This is a genomic window from Rhizobium sp. SL86, from assembly GCF_026672545.1.
Classification (GTDB): Bacteria; Pseudomonadota; Alphaproteobacteria; order Rhizobiales; family Rhizobiaceae; genus Neorhizobium.
In genome coordinates, this window is sequence record NZ_JAPPRJ010000003.1 from 1 (window position 1) to 16,893 (window position 16,893).

Sequence of the window (16,893 nt, forward strand, 5' to 3'; positions counted from 1 at the left end):
AATGATAGACTGGCGGAGCGCCGCAAACAGACATCGACCAAAGCTACCAGGCCAATTCGATGTCCAATCCCTCAGGCATCTGTGAGATGACGTGGCTGTCATCACGCAGGACTGCCGACTGGTTCACGGTGAGCGTCATTATAATGGTATTGGCGCATTCCGTCGAGCTTCTCCGATCAATCCCGACGGCGCTTCGAAAGGTGCGCCGCCGCGATGCAAACTGCTCGTTTCTTCCTCTGCGGGCGGTGTCGCGCGCAGGTTCTGCTTTGCCGCCATTGCGATCGGGGTCAGCGCTATTGCGGTTCTGCCTGCGCCCATGCGGCGCGCCGTGACAGCCTGCGGGCAGCCGGACGGCGCTACCAGAGCACCCGGCCGGGGCGCTTTGCCCATGCCGATCGCTCCCGCCGATATCGGCAGGCTCGCAAAAACGTGACGCATCACTCTCCACCCGTCGTTCCAGAGGGTTCACGACTGAAGGCGTCCACAAACGGCGGCATCGTTGCACCGGGCGATGGCACCGCTGGCGTGGTGTCATCGATCGAGCCGTGGTGCCGGCGCTGCGGCAGCTCTGTGCCGCTGTTCTTTCGCCGCGGCTTCGTGCGTCGCCGGGGGACACACGTGCGTCCATTCGACCATGGAGATCGAACCGATGACCATATCTGCCGAGAAGGAAGCGATGATCCTGCGCCTGTACCACGTTGAGAAGTGGCGCTGCGGCACGATCGCCAAGCAATTGCATTGCCATCACACCACCGTCTTCAGGGTCCTGAAGGACGCGGGCTTGCCTCGACACAGGCCGGTGATCCGCCCCGCCGAGATCGACCTGTACCTGCCGTTTATCCAGCAGACGCTGACCAAATATCCTGACCTGACGTCCAGCCGCCTTTACGGGATGGTGCAGGAGCGCGGCTATAAGGGATCGCCCGACCACTTCCGGCACATGGTGGCGCTGCACCGACCACGGAAGGCGGCGGAAGCTTATCTACGACTACGCACCCTGCCGGGTGAGCAGGGCCAGGTCGACTGGGGTCATTTTGGCCACATCGAGATCGGCAGGGCCCGCCGCCCGCTGATGGCCTTCGTCATGGTGCTATCCTACTCGCGCGACATCTATCTGCGCTTCTTCCTTGATGCCCGCATGGAAAACTTCCTGCGCGGCCATGTCGGCGCATTCAACGACTGGAACAGCCTTCCCAGAGTGCTGCTCTACGACAATCTGAAGTCCGCCGTCCTTGAACGGCAGGGCGATGCCATCCGCTTCCATCCGACATTGTTGGCCTTCGCGGCTCATTATCGCTTCGAACCCCGTCCTGTCGCGGTAGCACGGGGCAACGAGAAAGGCCGTGTCGAGCGCGCCATTCGCCACATCCGGGAAGCCTTCTTCATCGCCCGCACCTTCAAGGACCTCGACGATCTCAATGCCCAGGCCGAACACTGGTGCCGGACCCAGGCTGCCGACAGGCCATGCCCGGAGGACCGGGCAATGACGGTGCGTGAGGCGTTCTCAAAAGAACAGCCCATGCTTCTGCCCTTGCCGGCCAATCCCTATCCCGTCGAGGAGCAGGTGGCCGTGAAGGTTGGCAAGACACCCTACGTGCGCTTCGATCTGAACGATTACTCGGTCCCTCATACGCATGTCCAACGAACACTCACCGTTCGCGCCGATCTCGTCCAGGTCAGGATATTCGACGCCGCCACGATGATCGCCAGCCACCGTCGCAGCTTCGATAGGGGCCAGCAGATCGAGGATCCTCAGCACCTGAAGGCACTCGTCGCCGTCAAGCGCGAGGCACGCCAGCATCGCGGCCTCAATAGCCTGACGCGGGCCGTGCCGGCTTGTCAGAAGCTGATGATGCATGCCGCAGAACGTGGCGCCAATATCGGCGCAATCACCAACGCCATGCTGACGTTGCTCGACCTCTACGGCGCCCAGGAACTCCAGGCGGCCGTCGAAGACGCTTTGCGCGCCGGCGCCTCGCATTCCAAGGCGGTTCGATCAGTGCTCGAACGCCGCCGGATTGCGCGGGGCGCTCCGCCCCCGGTCGAAACCAGGCTGCCCGAGCATGTCCGCAAGAAGGACACGACTGTCATTCCCCACAAGCTCGACCGTTACGATCAACTCACATTGAAAGGAAACGACGATGAATAAGATCGACACCCTGTTCAATCGCGCCAGACAATTGCGCCTTTATGGCCTGACGGCCCATTGGGACGAGATCGCCACACAGGACTGGGTGCCGACCGTGATCCGGTGGGAAGAAGACGAGCGCTCCGACCGCTCGCTGCTGCGACGCATGCGCACCGCCAGGCTCGGCCACTTCAAGCAAATGGCCGACTATGACTGGAAGTGGCCGCGCCGCATCGACCGCGCCACCGTCGAGGAACTGATGACGCTGGCATTCATGAAGGATGCCACCAACATCGTCTTCATCGGTCCGAACGGCGTCGGCAAATCGACGCTCGCCCTCAACATCGCCTACCAGGCACTCATCCGGGGCCATTCGGTCCTGTTCCGCACCGCCAGCGAAATGCTCGGCGAACTCGCCGCCATCGACAGCGATTCCCTGCTGCGCCGCAAGCTTCAGTACTATGCTTCCCATGACGTCCTGCTGATCGACGAGATCGGCTACCTATCCTATTCCAACCGCCATGCCGATCTGCTCTTCGAGCTCATCAGCCGCCGATACGAGAAACGCTCGACCATCGTCACCACCAATAAACCCTTTGCGCAATGGTCGGAGGTCTTTCCGAACGCCGCGTGCGTCGTCAGCCTGGTCGATCGTCTCGTCCACCACTGCGAAGTCGTCGCGATCGAAGGAGATTCCTATCGCTTCAAGGAAGCCAACGAGCGCTCCATAGCCCAGCGTCAGCAACGCGCCAGTCACCAATCCGGCGAAACAGAGCCCGCATCATGACCGAAAAGACGCACCACTCTTCAGGTCTCAAGCGTGGCCTGCCAATCCTCATCAGTGCCGAATGGACCCCCGAGCAGGCATGGGCCGTCTTCGAACTCCTCGATGATCTGCGCGACGCCATCTGGAACCATTACGCCCCTGACATCCAGCACATGGTCCAAAACCAACAAGCTTCCGACGATAATCAAGATTAGCAACACTGAAGGCGGCTTCTTCAGCCCCTTTCAAAGTTCTCAATCCTCGGCACCATTTATCCGCGCTTTTGGACCGCCGTTAACATCTTTCGCCAGGCGTAAATCTGCTGCGGAAGAACGTCATGCCGACGTGCCACATCCGAAACGCTGCCATCCGCGCTGAACGCTTCGCGCAATATCGAAAGCTTCTGCTCTGTCGACCACCGACGCTGTCGATCGGCACCCGTCAGGATCTCAACCTTGGCCATCATATCCTGTTACGTCACAAATGAATCATCTGTGATGTAACTTGCGCCAAAACTGCACCCGAACAAAAACGGCTCACCGGACGCTCACGTTCCAGCAGATGATGGCGTTCTTGATCAGGCGGTTGCAGGCTTCGGCTAGCTGCTGATCCTCCTGTTGGGCGAATATGAATTCGCGCGGGCTGCCGACGGCCACGGCTCTGGTAAACCGGTTGGCCAGTTCGACCTTGTTGAGCATGGCTTCAATATCCATTCGCAGCTCGACGCTATCAATGTAGCGCAGGATGAATAGCGTCTTTGCGCTCATCTGGATCGAGAAAGCCGGAGGGTGCCGATCTCGTCACCTGGCCATCAGCCTTGCGGAAATTCACCAGTGCGGCGAGCAGCGGCTTGATATGAGACTCTGTCTGGAAGGACAGCGACTTCATGACGCCCGACACCTGGTTTTGCAGCCGGCGGGACTTGGTCTCGAGAATATCGTAGTAGCGGGCGTCCTCGCTCTGCGACGTGGCTGTGTCATCCTTCATGTCCTTCAGGATGGCATCGGACAAGAGCCTTCTCAGCTATCGAGGAGAGCCGTGCCGTAGGAATTGTCAACAGCGCATAACCAGGTGCCAGACGAGTCTCTACGAAACACATAGGTGGCACGTCGTACCGTAGACGTCGCAATGCCGCTTTCGTCGACGGCATCCAACCACGTTTCCATGATGACCAACGCTGTGTCTCCGCCCTCGATCACCTCCATCCGCCCTTGGCGGACTTTCAATTTACCTTGGAAATGAGCAGAGATTGCTTCGAACGCTTTCCTGATCTGGTCTTTGCCTTTGGCGTACATGCCTGCCTTGACCGCTAAGGTGGCATCATCGGTGTAAAATCGCATCAAGCCGTCGAAGTCTTTGGCCGATATGGAACGGTCTGCAGATTCGATAAGGGCTTTCAAGGGATGGTCGGACATTCTGGACTCCAAAATGGCCGCTAGCGGAAAAACAAAACCCGCCTCGCGGCGGGTTGCTTTGTCTGGAAATATGACGTGCTTAACCCACCACTCGATGAATGGTGATAATAATCACAGTGAAAGCGCGAACAAATTCCATGGTGCATCTTTATCACCAGCGTCAGCGACTGGCAAATGATCACGTCCAATTTTGAGCAAGCTAGTCAAGGTGCCAGCGGCACACCGTTTACTGAACAGGTCGGACACGATGCGATGGGTGATTTCCTTGGCGCGGGGATTGCCGCCGCTCTGGTCGAAACCGCTCAGCGTTTTCAGGAATTCCTGTCAACGGCGAACCGTCATAGAGCCGGTGAGCTCAATCGCCTCCGCATCTGTCGGCATTTCCTTGCCGACCAGTCCTTGCGCAGCTTGCGCATTGCACCGACCTCCTACAGGGGACGACGCTCCATCTGCGCTGCACCCAGATGAGGTCAAAGCCATGCAAGCTGCAAAAATCGGGACGGAATAGAACGGCAATGTCATCGAGCCTCTCCTTGCTCTGAAGCTCCTACAAGGAGTTCAGGATTGGCAGCCCCCTGCTTCGCGGGATAGAGTTGGATCGCAAGGCTCTCACTCTGAAGAGCGAAATGAATAGGTCCAGCGCCATGCCGTGGGGTCAACTTTCCGAGCAGATTGGCAATCTCCAGCTTGTTTTGCGTATAACAAGGTCGCCCAACGTCCTGTGTTAAGCGATTTGGAACACCGAGGAAGATTTATGCATGGAATCTCTGGCTGCTGACTGCTCAACCCCAAGCTGAAATCGTGCCAACATGGCGGAGAGTTCGTTGACATCGCCTTCAAGAGCGATACTTGCCGCATGCGTTTCCTTGACATTTGCCGCGTTTCTTTGAGTGAGCTGATCCATGGAACTGACGGCAGTATTCACCTGCTGCAAACCGGTTGCCTGGTCGCGGCTTGCCTTGGCAATCTCGGATACGCTGCGACTGATCTCCAGAATGCGGCTGTTCATACTGTGGATAAGATTGCCGGTTTGATCCACGGACTTCACACCTCCTGCGACCTCTTGTTCCGCATAGCTTACCAACTGGCTGATTTCTTTCGCTGCTGTGGCAGAGCGTTGGGCAAGTTCGCGAACTTCCAGGGCGACAATCGCAAAGCCTTTGCCGGCCTCCCCTGCCCGAGCAGCTTCAACACCTGCATTGAGAGCGAGCAGGTTGGTCTGAAACGCGATGGCATCGATCAGGTCGATAATCTGTGTTATCTTCCTTGAGGAATCCGAAATCCGCTGCATGGAGTTGACGGCTTCCGTCACCACCTCGCCAGACGTCTTCACGTCAGCCAGTATTTCGGTCGCCATTCTGTCGGTCTGGAGCGCGAGATTGGATGACCTCGTGACATTCTGCGTCATCTCATCGAGGGTTGCTGCTGTCTCTTCCAAAGACGAGGCCTGCTGTTCCGTTCGCTTTGCGCTATCATGTGCGCCTGAACTCAGTATGCGAGACTTATCATTCACCGAAAATGCGGTTTCTTGCACACGCGCCAATGTGTTCCGCATATCGGCGACTGCGGCGTTGAATGTCAGACGTATCTCGTCCAGATCGCCCGCGAACGGTGTGTCGACAAAGCAGTTCAACTCCCCGCGTGATACATTGCTCAGTCCAGATGCCAGAGCGTCAATAGCGTGACGAATGTCGCGCGCCGCAGTTTCGCGATCGCGATCTGCGGCTTGTCTTTCAGCCTCGGCAAGTTTGCGATTCACAGCGGCCTCCGTCTCGAACCGTCGCTTTTCTACTGCATTCGACCGGAAGATCCCAAGTGCGCGAGCCATCGCTCCGATCTCATCACCACGATCTGTACCCATGATTTCCGTTTCAAGCTGACCGGACGCGACACCCTTCATCGTCTCTGTCAGTCTGCGAAGCGGACCACGGATGGAAACCAGCAGGGCGAAGGTTGCGAAGACGGAGAAACCAACTGCAATGACTGCAGTTCCCACAGAAAGAACCGTTGACCGTTCTGTCACCTGCCTGGTTGCCTCCCCCTGAGTTTCAGCGAAGGCCACGATCTTTGCCCAGGCGCGATCAATGATTTCGGCCGTCGACTGGAACGTCTCGGCGCGCATGCCTTCAACCTTGACCATGTCAAAAACCGTTTCGGAGGTGGCAACGCCTGGTTCCACCACCGCCTGCGCCAGGCTGCGCAACTGACCGGCGGCCGCCACACCGGGAACGCTTGAAAGCGCAGACTGCATGTTCTTCAGGCTCTCAAGGACCTTGGCTGCCTGATCGGATGTCGGGTTACCCATGAGCGTTGTAAGCTCGAGCACGGTTTCGTTGACTGCATCATTCACTTTCGTTTCGAACAATGCGATGGCCATTTCGTCTTGAATATGAGCGCTGAGTGCAGAGAATTGCTGGAAGGACGACTGGGCAATCGCCGCCGCCATTGAATCCAAACGATCCAGATCCGCTGCCAGTTGCCGGGCGAGCTGTCGAGCCTGTGTGAGCATGGCGTCGTCAAGCAGTGCCTGCTCGCCTTTGGGTGCGAGGCTTGCCAACGCCTTCAGCCGCCCCCTCAACATGTTTGATAACTCAGCTTCATCCGACGGGATCGCTTCGGCCAAACGAGCCTCTGTCCGCAACATACGCCGCTCACGGGATTTCAGCACCAGAGCGAGTGACTGGCCATCACTGGCATTTGCGATCTGGTCGAAGATAGTGCGCAGATCTTTGGAGGCATCCGTCAGCCGCTCGGCACTTGTCAACTGTGCCTTGGCGCTCTCGTTCAACCTCGAAAGCTCCGCATTCGACTGCGCGATGAATTCACGAATGGAGGCGGCGGCAACCTTGATCTTATCAATCTGCTCCTGGACGTGCTGCTGTCCTCCAGCTGTGCGCTGATGAAGCTCCCACAATTCGTCAACGCGAGGCAGAAGACTGGCTATTGCGGTCTCAATCTCTGCCAGCACAGTATCCATCTCGGTGCCGGTGTAAGCGCTTCTCATCTGACTGATCTGTTCTGAACGGGCACCAAGGCGCACCTTCAACTGATCTCTACGCTCCAGCGTTGTATCATTCAGGTAGTCACTCATTTCGGAATATGCCTGCTTGAAGGCTGAGAGCTCTGCGACGCTTGCTTCCGTGCCCTGCACTTTGCGGCTGACCATGTTCCCAGTGAAAAAGGTGAATGCGGCAAGCCCGACAATCAGAAGCGAGATCGGAATCATGAAAATCATGAGCTTGGTCTGTATGGATCGGTTAGCGATCATGCGAGCGAGCATTTCTTTCCTCCACACAAGGCTGAGCGCCAGAGCGTCATGCCTGCAACTGAGTTCAAATCACCGCCCAGGCCAAGTTTGCTTTGTGACCCGCTTCCCAGGGCTTTTGCCAGCTTCGCAGGGTAAGGAATCCTAATTAAGGCTCGCTTAATGTTCCGGATCGGCAGAACAAAAAAATGAAGTAATCGATTGCACTTATAAGGAAAATTCGGCCAATTAGAACACAGAGAATTTGATAAATGGGCCAAACACTGAAAAAGTCTATCCAGCATAAATTTTTCTCAGGCAACGCTAAATTGCTTCCCTCATGCTTTTCTATTCAAGAAATTGCATGAAAATATGCAACTTCCACAATCGTCATCGCTTTCTGAATAAAACTATCAGATTCTGGAGTTATACATCAATGCCGGATCATGGAGCGTGTGGCCATCCATGGCATCATCATGGACCAGAGGGATGGGCGGGATTCTATCACACACGGTCATCCATGTGTCAGCGCTCGGTGCACCATGTGTCCCGAGCGCTCGCGTCAAATGCTGGCCCTTGAGGGATGGCCACTGTCAGAACTCTTCCCAACTGCCATTTGCCACATTGCGCGGCATTGCCTGGCCAACACGTCGCCTTTGACTTACCGAGTCGACACTTTGAACCCTTTCCATCCGGCGTGCCATCTCCCGCAGCTCATGGATCTGCTCGTCGACAAAAAATCGGGATACGAGGTCGCGCAGCTTCGTCGCTTCGGAAGCGAGAGTAGCGGACGCGGCCGAGGACTCCTCGACCATCGCGGCATTCTGCTGCGTCGAGTGATCCATCTGATTGATCGCCGAATTGATTTCACCAAGTCCGGTTGCCTGCTCCCGTGCAGAGAGCGCGATAGCATCCATATGCAGATTGATCTCGGCAATGTCCTTGCCGATTTCCTTCAGGGCCTCACCGGTCTCTCGAACGAGCTGAACTCCAGAGCCAACCTCGCCTGCGGACGTGTTGATGAGGGCCTTGATCTCCTTTGCGGCTTGCGCAGAACGCTGTGCAAGCTCCCTCACCTCCTGGGCGACGACAGCAAAGCCCTTGCCCGCCTCACCGGCACGGGCGGCCTCTACACCGGCATTCAGCGCCAGCAGATTGGTCTGAAACGCGATCTCGTCGATGACACCGATGATGTTGGAGATTTGCTGTGAGCTCTTCTCGATGCGCTGCATGGCATCTTCTGCGCGAGATACGACCTGTGTGGACTGGACCGCTGCACCGTTGGCACGGTTCGAGACCATACGGGCTTCATCGGTACGCTTGGTGGAACTGGACACATTGGTCGTGATCTCATCGAGTGCAGCCGCAGTCTCCTCCAGTGCCGCAGCCTGCTGCTCAGTGCGCTTTGACAGTGAATCCGCGCCACCAGCGATTTCGTTGGTACCAACGTCGATGTTGCGCACCGACGCCATCACCGATTTCACCGCATCGCTCAACTGCACGACAGCCCTGTTAAAGTTGTCCCGGATCGGCTCGTATTCCGGTGCGAGAGGCATGTCGATACGGCAGGTGAGGTCGCCGGACGCGAGTTTGGCAAGCGATGCGCCGAGCAGATCGGTTGCCTGGCGAAGTTGTCCGGCTTCCCGTTCGATCCGCTCCTGCTCGACTCGGCGATTGGCCTCTTCCCGGGCACGCATCTCACCTGTCTCACCTTCAAGTGCGAGTGCCTTGAGCGAGTTGTCGCGCAGGATACCGACAGCTCGCGCCATGTCACCGATCTCGTCGTGCCGTGCAACGCCCGGCACTTCAAGCTCGAAGTCGCCACCGGACATCCGTCTCATGACTTGAGCCAGAAGGCTGATCGGTCTTACCTGACGCGCCAACAGGAGTATGAGCACCAAACATGATGCGATCAGGACACCGCCCGCCAACCCGGCCATAGCCAGCATTGACGTCCAACTGCTTGCTGCAGCCGCACTCGTGTCAAAGGCAATGGCCATTCGACCGATCGTCATAGCCTTGCCCTCTTCAGTCCGGCTGAGCGGGACGGACTTAACCAGCAGCGAGCCATCGACTTCCTGCCCGTTCGGCGTCTTCAGACCCTCGATGATGGAGGCCTCACCGATGGAGTAGAATGGATTACCCTTGTCGTCAAAGATGACTCCCGCGCGGAAATCCGGATCACTGGTTGCCGGGGCAAGCGTCTCCTTTGCCATGGCATCATCGAATTGCCACATGGCATTGGCGCTTCCGCTCAACACCAGTTGCGCGGTCAGATCGACCTTTTTCTGGAACATGTCGTTTTGCATGTCTGAGCGCGAGAGTGCCGCAAACCCGCCAACGGCGAAGAGACCAATCGCCATCATCGACATTATCGGGACGAGTAGCTGTGTCTTGAGGGAAGCCTTCATCTCATTCCTCTTTTATAAAGGGACCAGGCGGTCCATTTGTGCTTGATATGATCCAGCTACACGGAGAACCAGTAGCGCCTGTCGATCGCTTTCACGTCCGACGGCAGCATCGGGTTCTCGATTTCGATCAAGGTGCGTTTGTCGAGGTTCCCCTCTTTAAGGGCAGTCGCGACGTTCTGATCGGCTTTGAACATCGCCTGGTATGAGCCGTCTGCGTGGGCGGCCTCCAAACCCTTCATGATGTCGTTTCGCAACTCCGGTTTCGTCTTCGAAACGAAGAACATCAACGCGAAACTGTATTTCAGGATAAGGTTCTGCTCCACCGCGAGATTGGGCGCAGCCGAAAGGTATTGCTTCTGTTCATTGATCGCCTCAAACGCCGCGCGCGGGAAGAAATCCGCGCGCCCGCCGTTGGTCATGCGAAAGAGGTTTTTGTAAAGGCCTGTGCGCACCGTGATGCCTGCGTTGCGCAGGATGTCGATGTCTCCCCAGCCAGGCCCCTGTATCGCGATGAAGCGACGAAGGGTTTCAATCGACGTCACGCTCTGGAAATCGACCTGCCGATCACCATTGATCAGAAAGAGACGATAGCCGAGCAGGCCACCATCGATCGGGAACGGCACTGGCAGGGTCGCATCCCAGACGGTCCCGTCTACACCGACCCAGCATATGTCGACATCTCCACCGGTAGCCAGAGCATTGACGAGACCAGACTGTGTTGGGTAGCCGACCGGTGACGGTTGCAGGACATAAGGCTTGTCGATCTTGGACAAGGCCAATCTCAGCGCGTTGGCGGGCAATGACGTATTGTCCACCTTCTCCGTGGCATTATACAGGATCGGGATTTCATCTCCGGCGAAGGCTCGGGAAACCCAGGGCAAAGCCAGTGTGGATGCACTTAAGGCGATGAATTGTCGACGGCGCATATGATCCTCTGATGTTGCTAAGCTTTGCGTCAGCACACAAACCACTCTTCACTACATTCGAATAAACTTATTAAGATGTATTTAAGCGCTTTGGATGCCCCCTTTCTGATAGTTTTCGTGGTTGCAAGGGTATGCGACACGACGTCAGAGCATTTCAGAGGACCGGAATTGGGCAACGGCTGATAGTCGTATCGCAAAGCCAAGGGGGCTATAGCCCGAAAGCTCGCCGTGATCCTTCACGCAATGTGGATCTCCGGGAAACCCTTCCGCTGGTCATCGCGAGAGCCGAGTGAGTTCGCATGATTTATGCCAATATCCGTATAGATAGCTGATACCAGCGAGATCGTCCGGTCAAGACCGATCCGTACGCATCCGAGCAGGGCCGCCTTGTTCGGATGAACATTATGGAAGAGCACTGGCTATATCGACGTCAATATAGCCAGTGTTGTAGCCATGGATATTCTCATAGACCGTGAACAAGTCAGCCGCCTGGAGGTTGTGGACAGCGGTCGCCGCCGCCGGTTCAGTGACGAAGCCAAGCTTGCGATTGTTGCAGAGAGCCTCTCCGCTCCCCGGCAGGTCACGACCACGGCGCAGCGTCACGGGATCACGCGCTGGCAGTTGAATGCCTGGCGCAGGGCCGCGCGGGAAGGTCGGCTTGTTCACCGCTCGACGAATGGGTTTATTCCGGCGATCGTTGTTGCCGAGCCGGTTGTTGGGAGCCCGCCACCTGCGTCGACTGTCGCGGGAGCATGAGGATTTGTGGGGCGGGATAAAACGGAGTATGTCGTCGCCATTGAGTTTAGGCGGGACATGCGGTTGTGAAGAGGGCAAAACGGGCGGCCAAGAAAACTGCGGAACAGACGACAGCTTCAGAGGATGTCCCTTTCATCCAGCAATTTCGCATCTGGCTAAAGGGCGTAAGCCCGATGGTATGGCGTAGGGTGCAGGTCGCGTCGACAATGACATTGTGCGAGTTCCATGGCGTCCTTCAGGTTGTGCTGGGATGGGAAGGCGTCCACCTTTACCAATTCATCATCCACACGGCGCGGTACGGATCGTGGGAAACTGGAGCCCGATCCACCGCCATGACACTTGGCGAATTGAAGCTGCGCAAGGGCATCCGATTCCTGTACGAGTACGACCTCAACATTCCTTGGGAACATGAAGTCCGGCTGGAGGAGCGCCAACCGGTCAAACCGGACGGTTACTATCCGGCATGCACGGGAGGAGACGGCGTCTGCCCGACGGAGGAGTGTGGTGGGCCGGAAGCCTGGATGTGGCGGCAGGACAACGCCTTCGGCTATGAAACGATGGACGATCTGGAGATCACAACCGCGTTTCTGCAAGACATAACCGAAAACAAGTCCTTTGCCATGCTGAACGACCCTGATCGCGGGGAGGAACTGCGCGCTGCCCGGGAGAGACTGAAGGAGCGCGCAAGCTGGCTGGGAGAACGGTTCGAACGGCGGAAAGCGAATAAGCGCCTGCGACAGGGTGAACATCTCTACCTTATGCATCAACAGATGTGACGTTTTGTTCTGCGCGAGCGGCCGGGTCCGTAACCCCGTTGAAGTCTTGCCAGTTCACTGAAGAATTTCCGGATTGCTAACTGATGAGCGTTATCCCGGTTTTCAGCAAGGATGAAGTGTGGAAAACCGGGAAGACGACATGCGAGCGCGACTGATATTGCAAATGTTGAACGGCGATAACGAGATTGTCGCGACCGAGACCGTCGCGGATCTGGCGAAGGTGACGAAAAGGCCCGAGGATCTTGGCCTGTCGTTATCCGAGGCAAAGACCCTCCTTGCAAAACTGCAGCAAGTCATGGTCGAAACACAGGTGGAATCGTGGCTCAGTGAACATCGCGACAGGGATGGCCGCCGTCTGCGAAGCAAAGGCAGCTATCCCGTTACTTTCCATACCTTGTTTGGCGACGTGCGCCTGAAGAGCCCGCGCTATTACCTGCCAAGGGCTGAAGGCGCGAACAGTCCTGCAACTATTTCACCGTTGCGGGAGCTAATCCCCGATCAGATCGCGCCCGAACGCCTTTATCTGGAGACCCGGTGGGCCTCACTTGTGCCCTATGCCGCAGCAGCCGAGCTGTTGGCCGACGTGCTACCTATCGATTGCGGTGCCAATGCCACGACCGTTCGGCAGCATACGTTGCGCGCGGCACGCCGTATCGAGCGTGAGCTGACCGAAGAACGGGTGTCCTTTATGCAGGATGCATGCCCGCATGACTGGATAAACCTACCCGTTCCGGATGGCCGCATCGTTATTGGTCTGGATGGCGGCTACATCCGAGACCGCGATAACCGCAAGAAGAATTTCGAACTGATCGTGGGTCGTTCGCTACCCGAAGACGGTGATCCGCGGTATATCGGCTTCGTCCAGGGTCATGATCGAAAGCCGCAACGGCGCATCCTCGACCATCTAAAAAAGCAAGGCGTTCAGGCAAATCTTCGTTGAATGACGGCCAAGGTGCATACGCAACAGAGGTCTGGTGACCCAGAATACACCATAATTCCTCGCAGATATGGGGCGCGAAGGGAGCGAGTAGCAGCACGAAGGTCTCCACCGCCGCTCGTGGTGTCGCTTTGCATTTAATCGTGAGACTCGGCATCCAATCATTTCAACAAGATACCGCTGCACTTTATTTGAGAATTTGCACTTAACTTGAATTTTGAGAGCCAATTTGGCACTTAATGTGAGAATGTTTCTCGCAAGGAAGATGTCTGCTTACTGCGGTATCTCCTCGGAAAACACCAAAGATCACAAAAGGTTATCTCCAACTCCGAGATCGTGGAGCACCAAAAATCGCGTCGAAAAATCTCAAATTAAATGCCAAACAAGAAAGAAACGGCCGCATTCTTACGTTTAAGTGCCAAACGACAGATGCCTATCCGGCGCTGGCAGATCATATCGGCATGCCGATCAACACCGCGCTCATCATGGAACATTGGGACGAACTCCTGCGCCTTGCCGCCTCGATCACGGCGCGCACCGTCGCGCCATCGGCGATCCTCAAGAAGTTCTCCGCGTCATCGAAATCCAGCGATCTGGCCAAAGCGTTGCGCGAACTCGGTCGCATCGAGCGCACGTTATTCATGATCGAATGGTATTCCAGCTCAGCATTGCGGCGGCGCTGTCAGGCCGGTCTCAACAAGGGCGAAGCCGCGCACAAGCTCAAGCGCGCCGTCTTCTTCCACGAGCGCGGCGAAATTCGTGATCGCTCCTTTGACAGTCAGGCATTCCGTGCTTCCGGCCTCAACCTCGTGGTCAGCGCCATCGTCCATTGGAACACCGTCTATCTCAGCCGGGCAACGGCCCATCTGAGCCAACGGGGCCGATATATTCCCAACGAGCTGCTGAAACACGTCTCGCCGCTCAGTTGGGAGCACATCAATCTCACTGGCATCTATTCCTGGGACACGGAGCAGCAGATGCCAGAGGGCTTCAGGCCCTTGCGCCTTCCCGGAAAAACCCTGCGCGCTGCATGACGTTCACCGTCCGTTCGACCTTAGCGTGTCTGGGGGAGCAAATCTTGTTCCGACCCCTCTCTCTGGTGCGTGATCTCGGTCGGCCACTCCGCGCTGGGGAAGTTCCGCCTCAGGCGGTAGTCTCCGTGGTCGCCGATCAGTTGGGCATCGACCCTGCAGTGTTCGCGCTCTATGCCCAGCGGGAGGAAACCCGTCGAGAACATACGCGGGAGATTGTTGCCGCACTGGATCTCCAACCAGTCCGGGCGAGCGATTATCGCTCCCTGATCACTGCGGCGGCACGCGAGGCAGCCGCTACCGAAAAAGGCGAGCCGATCACCAAGGCCGTGATCGAAGCCCTGAAGAACAGGAAGCTGCTCGTTCCCGTGCCGGAACTGCTGATACGTCTGGCGATGGCGGGCCGGGCGGCGGCGCGACGACAGGCTTATCGCGGCTTGATCCGGGGCCTGGAGCAAGCGTCCATCGAGGCGCTTAATCAGTTTCTCATCGATCGATCCGGCGATCGGAGCCATCTCGGCTGGATTGCCGAAGCGCCAGAGGGGACAAAACTGAAGAACCTCAAGGGCCTGATCGCCCGTCTTGAGGTTTTGCGTTTGGCGGCCATTTCCGATGAGCGGCGTAAAACGATCCATGCCAACCGCTATGGCATCATCGCCCGGGACGCCCGCATTCTGCATGCCCGTGAGATACGACGCCTGACTGTCGAGCGTCGCTACGCCACGCTCACGGCGTTCGTCATCGAGAGGCAGGCGGCAATTACAGACCTTGCGATCGACATGTTCTGCAAACTGATCGGCAGCACCCGTCGCAAAGCTGAACTGAGCCGCACAGAACGCCGGCTGAAAGAAGCCGAGGTTCTTGATGGGGTGGCGCTTGATCATCTCAAGCTTGGCGAGGCGCTTCTGGCCGCGCGTGAGAGCAACACCGATCTCGCATCCGCAGTTGCAGCCTCACTCGGATGGGACGGATTGACCGCCAGCATGGCGGCAGCCAGGTCCATCGTGCGCCCCGATCGCAGCGACGAATTCGATGAGCTCATCGAGCGGCACAAATCGCTGCGAAAGCTGGGCAGGCTCATGTTCGGCACGTTCTCTTTCCGGTCGTTTCGTCCCGATGATCCGGTTTTGAGAGCAGTGGATCATCTGCGTGCGCTCTACAGCGGCAGGAAACTACCCGCGCAGGTGCCGTTCGCGTTCATGACCCGCAAGTGGCGGCGACGTGTGCGCTCGGACGGCGTCACCATCGACCTGCGCGCCTGGGAAGTGGCGGTCCTCGTTCACCTGCGGGAGCGCCTGCGGGCCGGCGACATATGGGTTGATGGCAGCCGGGCATGGCGCAGTTTCGAGGATTATCTTCTGCCTCGACCGATCTTCGCCCTGATGCGGGCCGAAGGGCGGCTCGGGCTTGCCATCCCTGACAGCTTTGCCGAATGGCGAGCCGAACGCACCGCCACACTCGATGCGAAACTCAAACAGCTGGCAAGGGCGGCGGCCGCCAACGCCATTCCGGATGCCGCTATTTCCGACAAGGGTTTGTCGGTTTCCCCGATCCGCGAGGAGGAGCGTGACAGGATCGTCGCGCTCAGCCGCCGACTTTATGTTCTGGTGCCACGGATCAGGATCACCAGCCTGCTTGCTGAGGTCCACAGCTGGACCAGATTCCTCGACAGCTTCACACACTATCGCACCGGCGAGACGGCGAACGATGAGCCGGCGTTGATGGCCGCGATCCTTGCCGACGCCACCAACGCTGGTGCTGAACGCATGGCGGAAAGCTCACGCGGCGTCACGATCCACCAGATGATGCTGATGGTAGATCGGCATCTGCGCTCGGAAACCTATGCCACGGCGACCGCCGTGCTGGTCGATGCGCAGCAGGCTCATCCCTTCGCCGCGGTCTGGGGCGACGGCCACATCTCCTCATCGGACGGGCAGTTCTTTCCGGCTGGCGGGCGCGGCGAAGCCAACCTCGAATACAATGCAAAATACGGCAAACGGCCGGGTGCCTCGGTCTACGGCTTCCTGTCTAATCGCTTCGCCTCCTTCTTCTCCCGCATGATCCAGGCCTCCGAGAGCGAAGCGCCCTACGTGCTCGATGGCCTCCTTCACAATGAAAGCTCCGTCGAAATCCATGAGCATGCAACCGATACCGCCGGCGCGACCGAAACGACATTCGCTATGTTCCACGGCTTCGGCTACAGGCTCATTCCCCGTATCGCACTCACCGGCGACTATCTCTGGAACGAAATTGACCGACCCCTCGAACGCTTCAGGCCGATCCGCGCTAACCGTTTCAATCCAAACAACTTCGCTTTCCCTTAGCGGGTATTATTGCAGAAATGCCCACGGAGCCCCTTCTTCGAGCGACGAGGAATCTAACAGCCTCCTGCTAGTTGGCGGGAAAGTCGCGGTTCGCGTAGGTGATATAGTAGTTGACGTTCGCCCATCCGGTATTTTGCTGTCTGTAAGCAGCAGCTCGTTTGCTACGAACTGGACGGGGC

General features: G+C 57.5%; 14 protein-coding genes and 4 pseudogenes. 10 read left to right on the forward strand and 8 right to left on the reverse strand.

The features are described 5' to 3' along the window. The first annotated feature begins 649 nt into the window (after positions 1 to 649). Genes istA through OU993_RS17735 form a run of 3 tightly spaced genes read left to right on the forward strand, consistent with a single transcriptional unit; the run spans position 650 to position 3,109 of the window. Positions 650 to 2,149 carry an IS21 family transposase gene (gene istA, locus OU993_RS17725; RefSeq protein ID WP_268154920.1) on the forward strand — a complete coding sequence of 500 codons (1,500 nt, stop codon included), beginning with the start codon at positions 650 to 652 and terminating at the stop codon, positions 2,147 to 2,149. Next, positions 2,142 to 2,915: an IS21-like element helper ATPase IstB gene (gene istB, locus OU993_RS17730; protein WP_268154921.1), complete on the forward strand. Its 774-nt coding sequence runs from the start codon at positions 2,142 to 2,144 to the stop codon at positions 2,913 to 2,915. Before istA ends, istB begins: the two co-directional genes overlap by 8 nt. Continuing rightward, positions 2,912 to 3,109, forward strand: a complete 198-nt coding sequence (locus tag OU993_RS17735; protein ID WP_268155107.1) for a hypothetical protein — start codon at positions 2,912 to 2,914, stop codon at positions 3,107 to 3,109. The genes istB and OU993_RS17735 overlap by 4 nt, the downstream gene beginning before the upstream one ends. Before the next feature lie 56 nt (positions 3,110 to 3,165). On the opposite strand, the gene OU993_RS28895 is transcribed toward OU993_RS17735, so the two are convergent. From OU993_RS28895 to OU993_RS17750, 4 genes are all read right to left on the reverse strand, one after another. Then, positions 3,166 to 3,360, reverse strand: coding sequence for a transposase (locus OU993_RS28895; protein ID WP_442792999.1), 195 nt, complete (start codon positions 3,358 to 3,360; stop codon positions 3,166 to 3,168). A gap of 70 nt (positions 3,361 to 3,430) precedes the next feature. Further along, positions 3,431 to 3,661, reverse strand: a complete 231-nt coding sequence (locus OU993_RS17740) for a Tn3 family transposase (protein WP_268159739.1) — start codon at positions 3,659 to 3,661, stop codon at positions 3,431 to 3,433. After that, positions 3,624 to 3,905 (reverse strand): hypothetical protein, encoded by a 282-nt coding sequence (locus OU993_RS17745; protein WP_268159741.1) that lies wholly within the window; start codon positions 3,903 to 3,905, stop codon positions 3,624 to 3,626. Before OU993_RS17745 ends, OU993_RS17740 begins: the two co-directional genes overlap by 38 nt. An 8-nt stretch (positions 3,906 to 3,913) precedes the next feature. Next, the gene (locus OU993_RS17750; protein ID WP_268159743.1) at positions 3,914 to 4,309 is read right to left on the reverse strand and encodes a YybH family protein; all 396 of its coding nucleotides are present in this window, start codon (positions 4,307 to 4,309) and stop codon (positions 3,914 to 3,916) included. Between the two features lie 174 nt (positions 4,310 to 4,483). Between OU993_RS17750 and OU993_RS17755 the strand changes: the two genes are divergently transcribed. Beyond that, positions 4,484 to 4,777 (forward strand): hypothetical protein, encoded by a 294-nt coding sequence (locus tag OU993_RS17755; RefSeq protein WP_268159745.1) that lies wholly within the window; start codon positions 4,484 to 4,486, stop codon positions 4,775 to 4,777. 256 nt (positions 4,778 to 5,033) lie between these two features. Here the strand turns inward: OU993_RS17755 and OU993_RS17760 are convergent, their stop codons facing one another. The 3 genes from OU993_RS17760 to OU993_RS17770 form a co-directional block, all read right to left on the reverse strand. Further along, the gene (locus tag OU993_RS17760) at positions 5,034 to 7,589 is read right to left on the reverse strand and encodes a methyl-accepting chemotaxis protein (protein WP_268159747.1); all 2,556 of its coding nucleotides are present in this window, start codon (positions 7,587 to 7,589) and stop codon (positions 5,034 to 5,036) included. A gap of 557 nt (positions 7,590 to 8,146) precedes the next feature. Beyond that, positions 8,147 to 9,964: a methyl-accepting chemotaxis protein gene (locus tag OU993_RS17765; protein ID WP_268159749.1), complete on the reverse strand. Its 1,818-nt coding sequence runs from the start codon at positions 9,962 to 9,964 to the stop codon at positions 8,147 to 8,149. A gap of 56 nt (positions 9,965 to 10,020) precedes the next feature. Further along, positions 10,021 to 10,926, reverse strand: coding sequence for a hypothetical protein (locus OU993_RS17770; RefSeq protein WP_268159751.1), 906 nt, complete (start codon positions 10,924 to 10,926; stop codon positions 10,021 to 10,023). 159 nt (positions 10,927 to 11,085) lie between these two features. On the opposite strand from OU993_RS17770, the pseudogene OU993_RS17775 reads away from it, so the two are divergent. From OU993_RS17775 to OU993_RS17790, 4 genes and pseudogenes are all read left to right on the forward strand, one after another. Continuing rightward, a pseudogene (locus OU993_RS17775) lies at positions 11,086 to 11,193 on the forward strand (IS110 family transposase); the annotation flags it as partial. A gap of 150 nt (positions 11,194 to 11,343) precedes the next feature. Further along, positions 11,344 to 11,646 (forward strand): transposase, encoded by a 303-nt coding sequence (locus tag OU993_RS17780; RefSeq protein WP_268159752.1) that lies wholly within the window; start codon positions 11,344 to 11,346, stop codon positions 11,644 to 11,646. A 65-nt stretch (positions 11,647 to 11,711) separates the two neighbouring features. Next, on the forward strand, positions 11,712 to 12,422 hold the full coding sequence (locus OU993_RS17785) for a plasmid pRiA4b ORF-3 family protein (protein ID WP_268159754.1): 711 nt from the start codon (positions 11,712 to 11,714) through the stop codon (positions 12,420 to 12,422). A gap of 139 nt (positions 12,423 to 12,561) precedes the next feature. Continuing rightward, a pseudogene (locus OU993_RS17790) lies at positions 12,562 to 13,353 on the forward strand (ISKra4 family transposase); the annotation flags it as partial. A 39-nt stretch (positions 13,354 to 13,392) separates the two neighbouring features. Here the strand turns inward: OU993_RS17790 and OU993_RS17795 are convergent. Then, a pseudogene (locus OU993_RS17795) lies at positions 13,393 to 13,483 on the reverse strand (class I tRNA ligase family protein); the annotation flags it as partial. A 295-nt stretch (positions 13,484 to 13,778) separates the two neighbouring features. Here OU993_RS17795 and OU993_RS17800 point away from each other — a divergent pair. Next, a pseudogene (locus tag OU993_RS17800) lies at positions 13,779 to 14,393 on the forward strand (Tn3 family transposase); the annotation flags it as partial. Next, positions 14,390 to 16,714 carry a Tn3 family transposase gene (locus OU993_RS17805; protein ID WP_442793001.1) on the forward strand — a complete coding sequence of 775 codons (2,325 nt, stop codon included), beginning with the start codon at positions 14,390 to 14,392 and terminating at the stop codon, positions 16,712 to 16,714. The pseudogene OU993_RS17800 and the gene OU993_RS17805, both read left to right, overlap by 4 nt. Positions 16,715 to 16,893: the final 179 nt, after the last annotated feature.

Bases quoted from the DNA above. Each gene is read 5' to 3' on its own strand.
- istA (WP_268154920.1), top strand. From the start codon at position 650: ATGACCATATCTGCCGAGAAGGAAGCGATGATCCTGCGCCTGTACCAC.
- istB (WP_268154921.1), top strand. From the start codon at position 2,142: ATGAATAAGATCGACACCCTGTTCAATCGCGCCAGACAATTGCGCCTT.
- OU993_RS17735 (WP_268155107.1), top strand. From the start codon at position 2,912: ATGACCGAAAAGACGCACCACTCTTCAGGTCTCAAGCGTGGCCTGCCA.
- OU993_RS28895 (WP_442792999.1), bottom strand. From the start codon at position 3,360: ATGATGGCCAAGGTTGAGATCCTGACGGGTGCCGATCGACAGCGTCGG.
- OU993_RS17740 (WP_268159739.1), bottom strand. From the start codon at position 3,661: ATGAGCGCAAAGACGCTATTCATCCTGCGCTACATTGATAGCGTCGAG.
- OU993_RS17750 (WP_268159743.1), bottom strand. From the start codon at position 4,309: ATGTCCGACCATCCCTTGAAAGCCCTTATCGAATCTGCAGACCGTTCC.
- OU993_RS17755 (WP_268159745.1), top strand. From the start codon at position 4,484: ATGATCACGTCCAATTTTGAGCAAGCTAGTCAAGGTGCCAGCGGCACA.
- OU993_RS17760 (WP_268159747.1), bottom strand. From the start codon at position 7,589: ATGCTCGCTCGCATGATCGCTAACCGATCCATACAGACCAAGCTCATG.
- OU993_RS17765 (WP_268159749.1), bottom strand. From the start codon at position 9,964: ATGAAGGCTTCCCTCAAGACACAGCTACTCGTCCCGATAATGTCGATG.
- OU993_RS17780 (WP_268159752.1), top strand. From the start codon at position 11,344: ATGGATATTCTCATAGACCGTGAACAAGTCAGCCGCCTGGAGGTTGTG.
- OU993_RS17805 (WP_442793001.1), top strand. From the start codon at position 14,390: ATGACGTTCACCGTCCGTTCGACCTTAGCGTGTCTGGGGGAGCAAATC.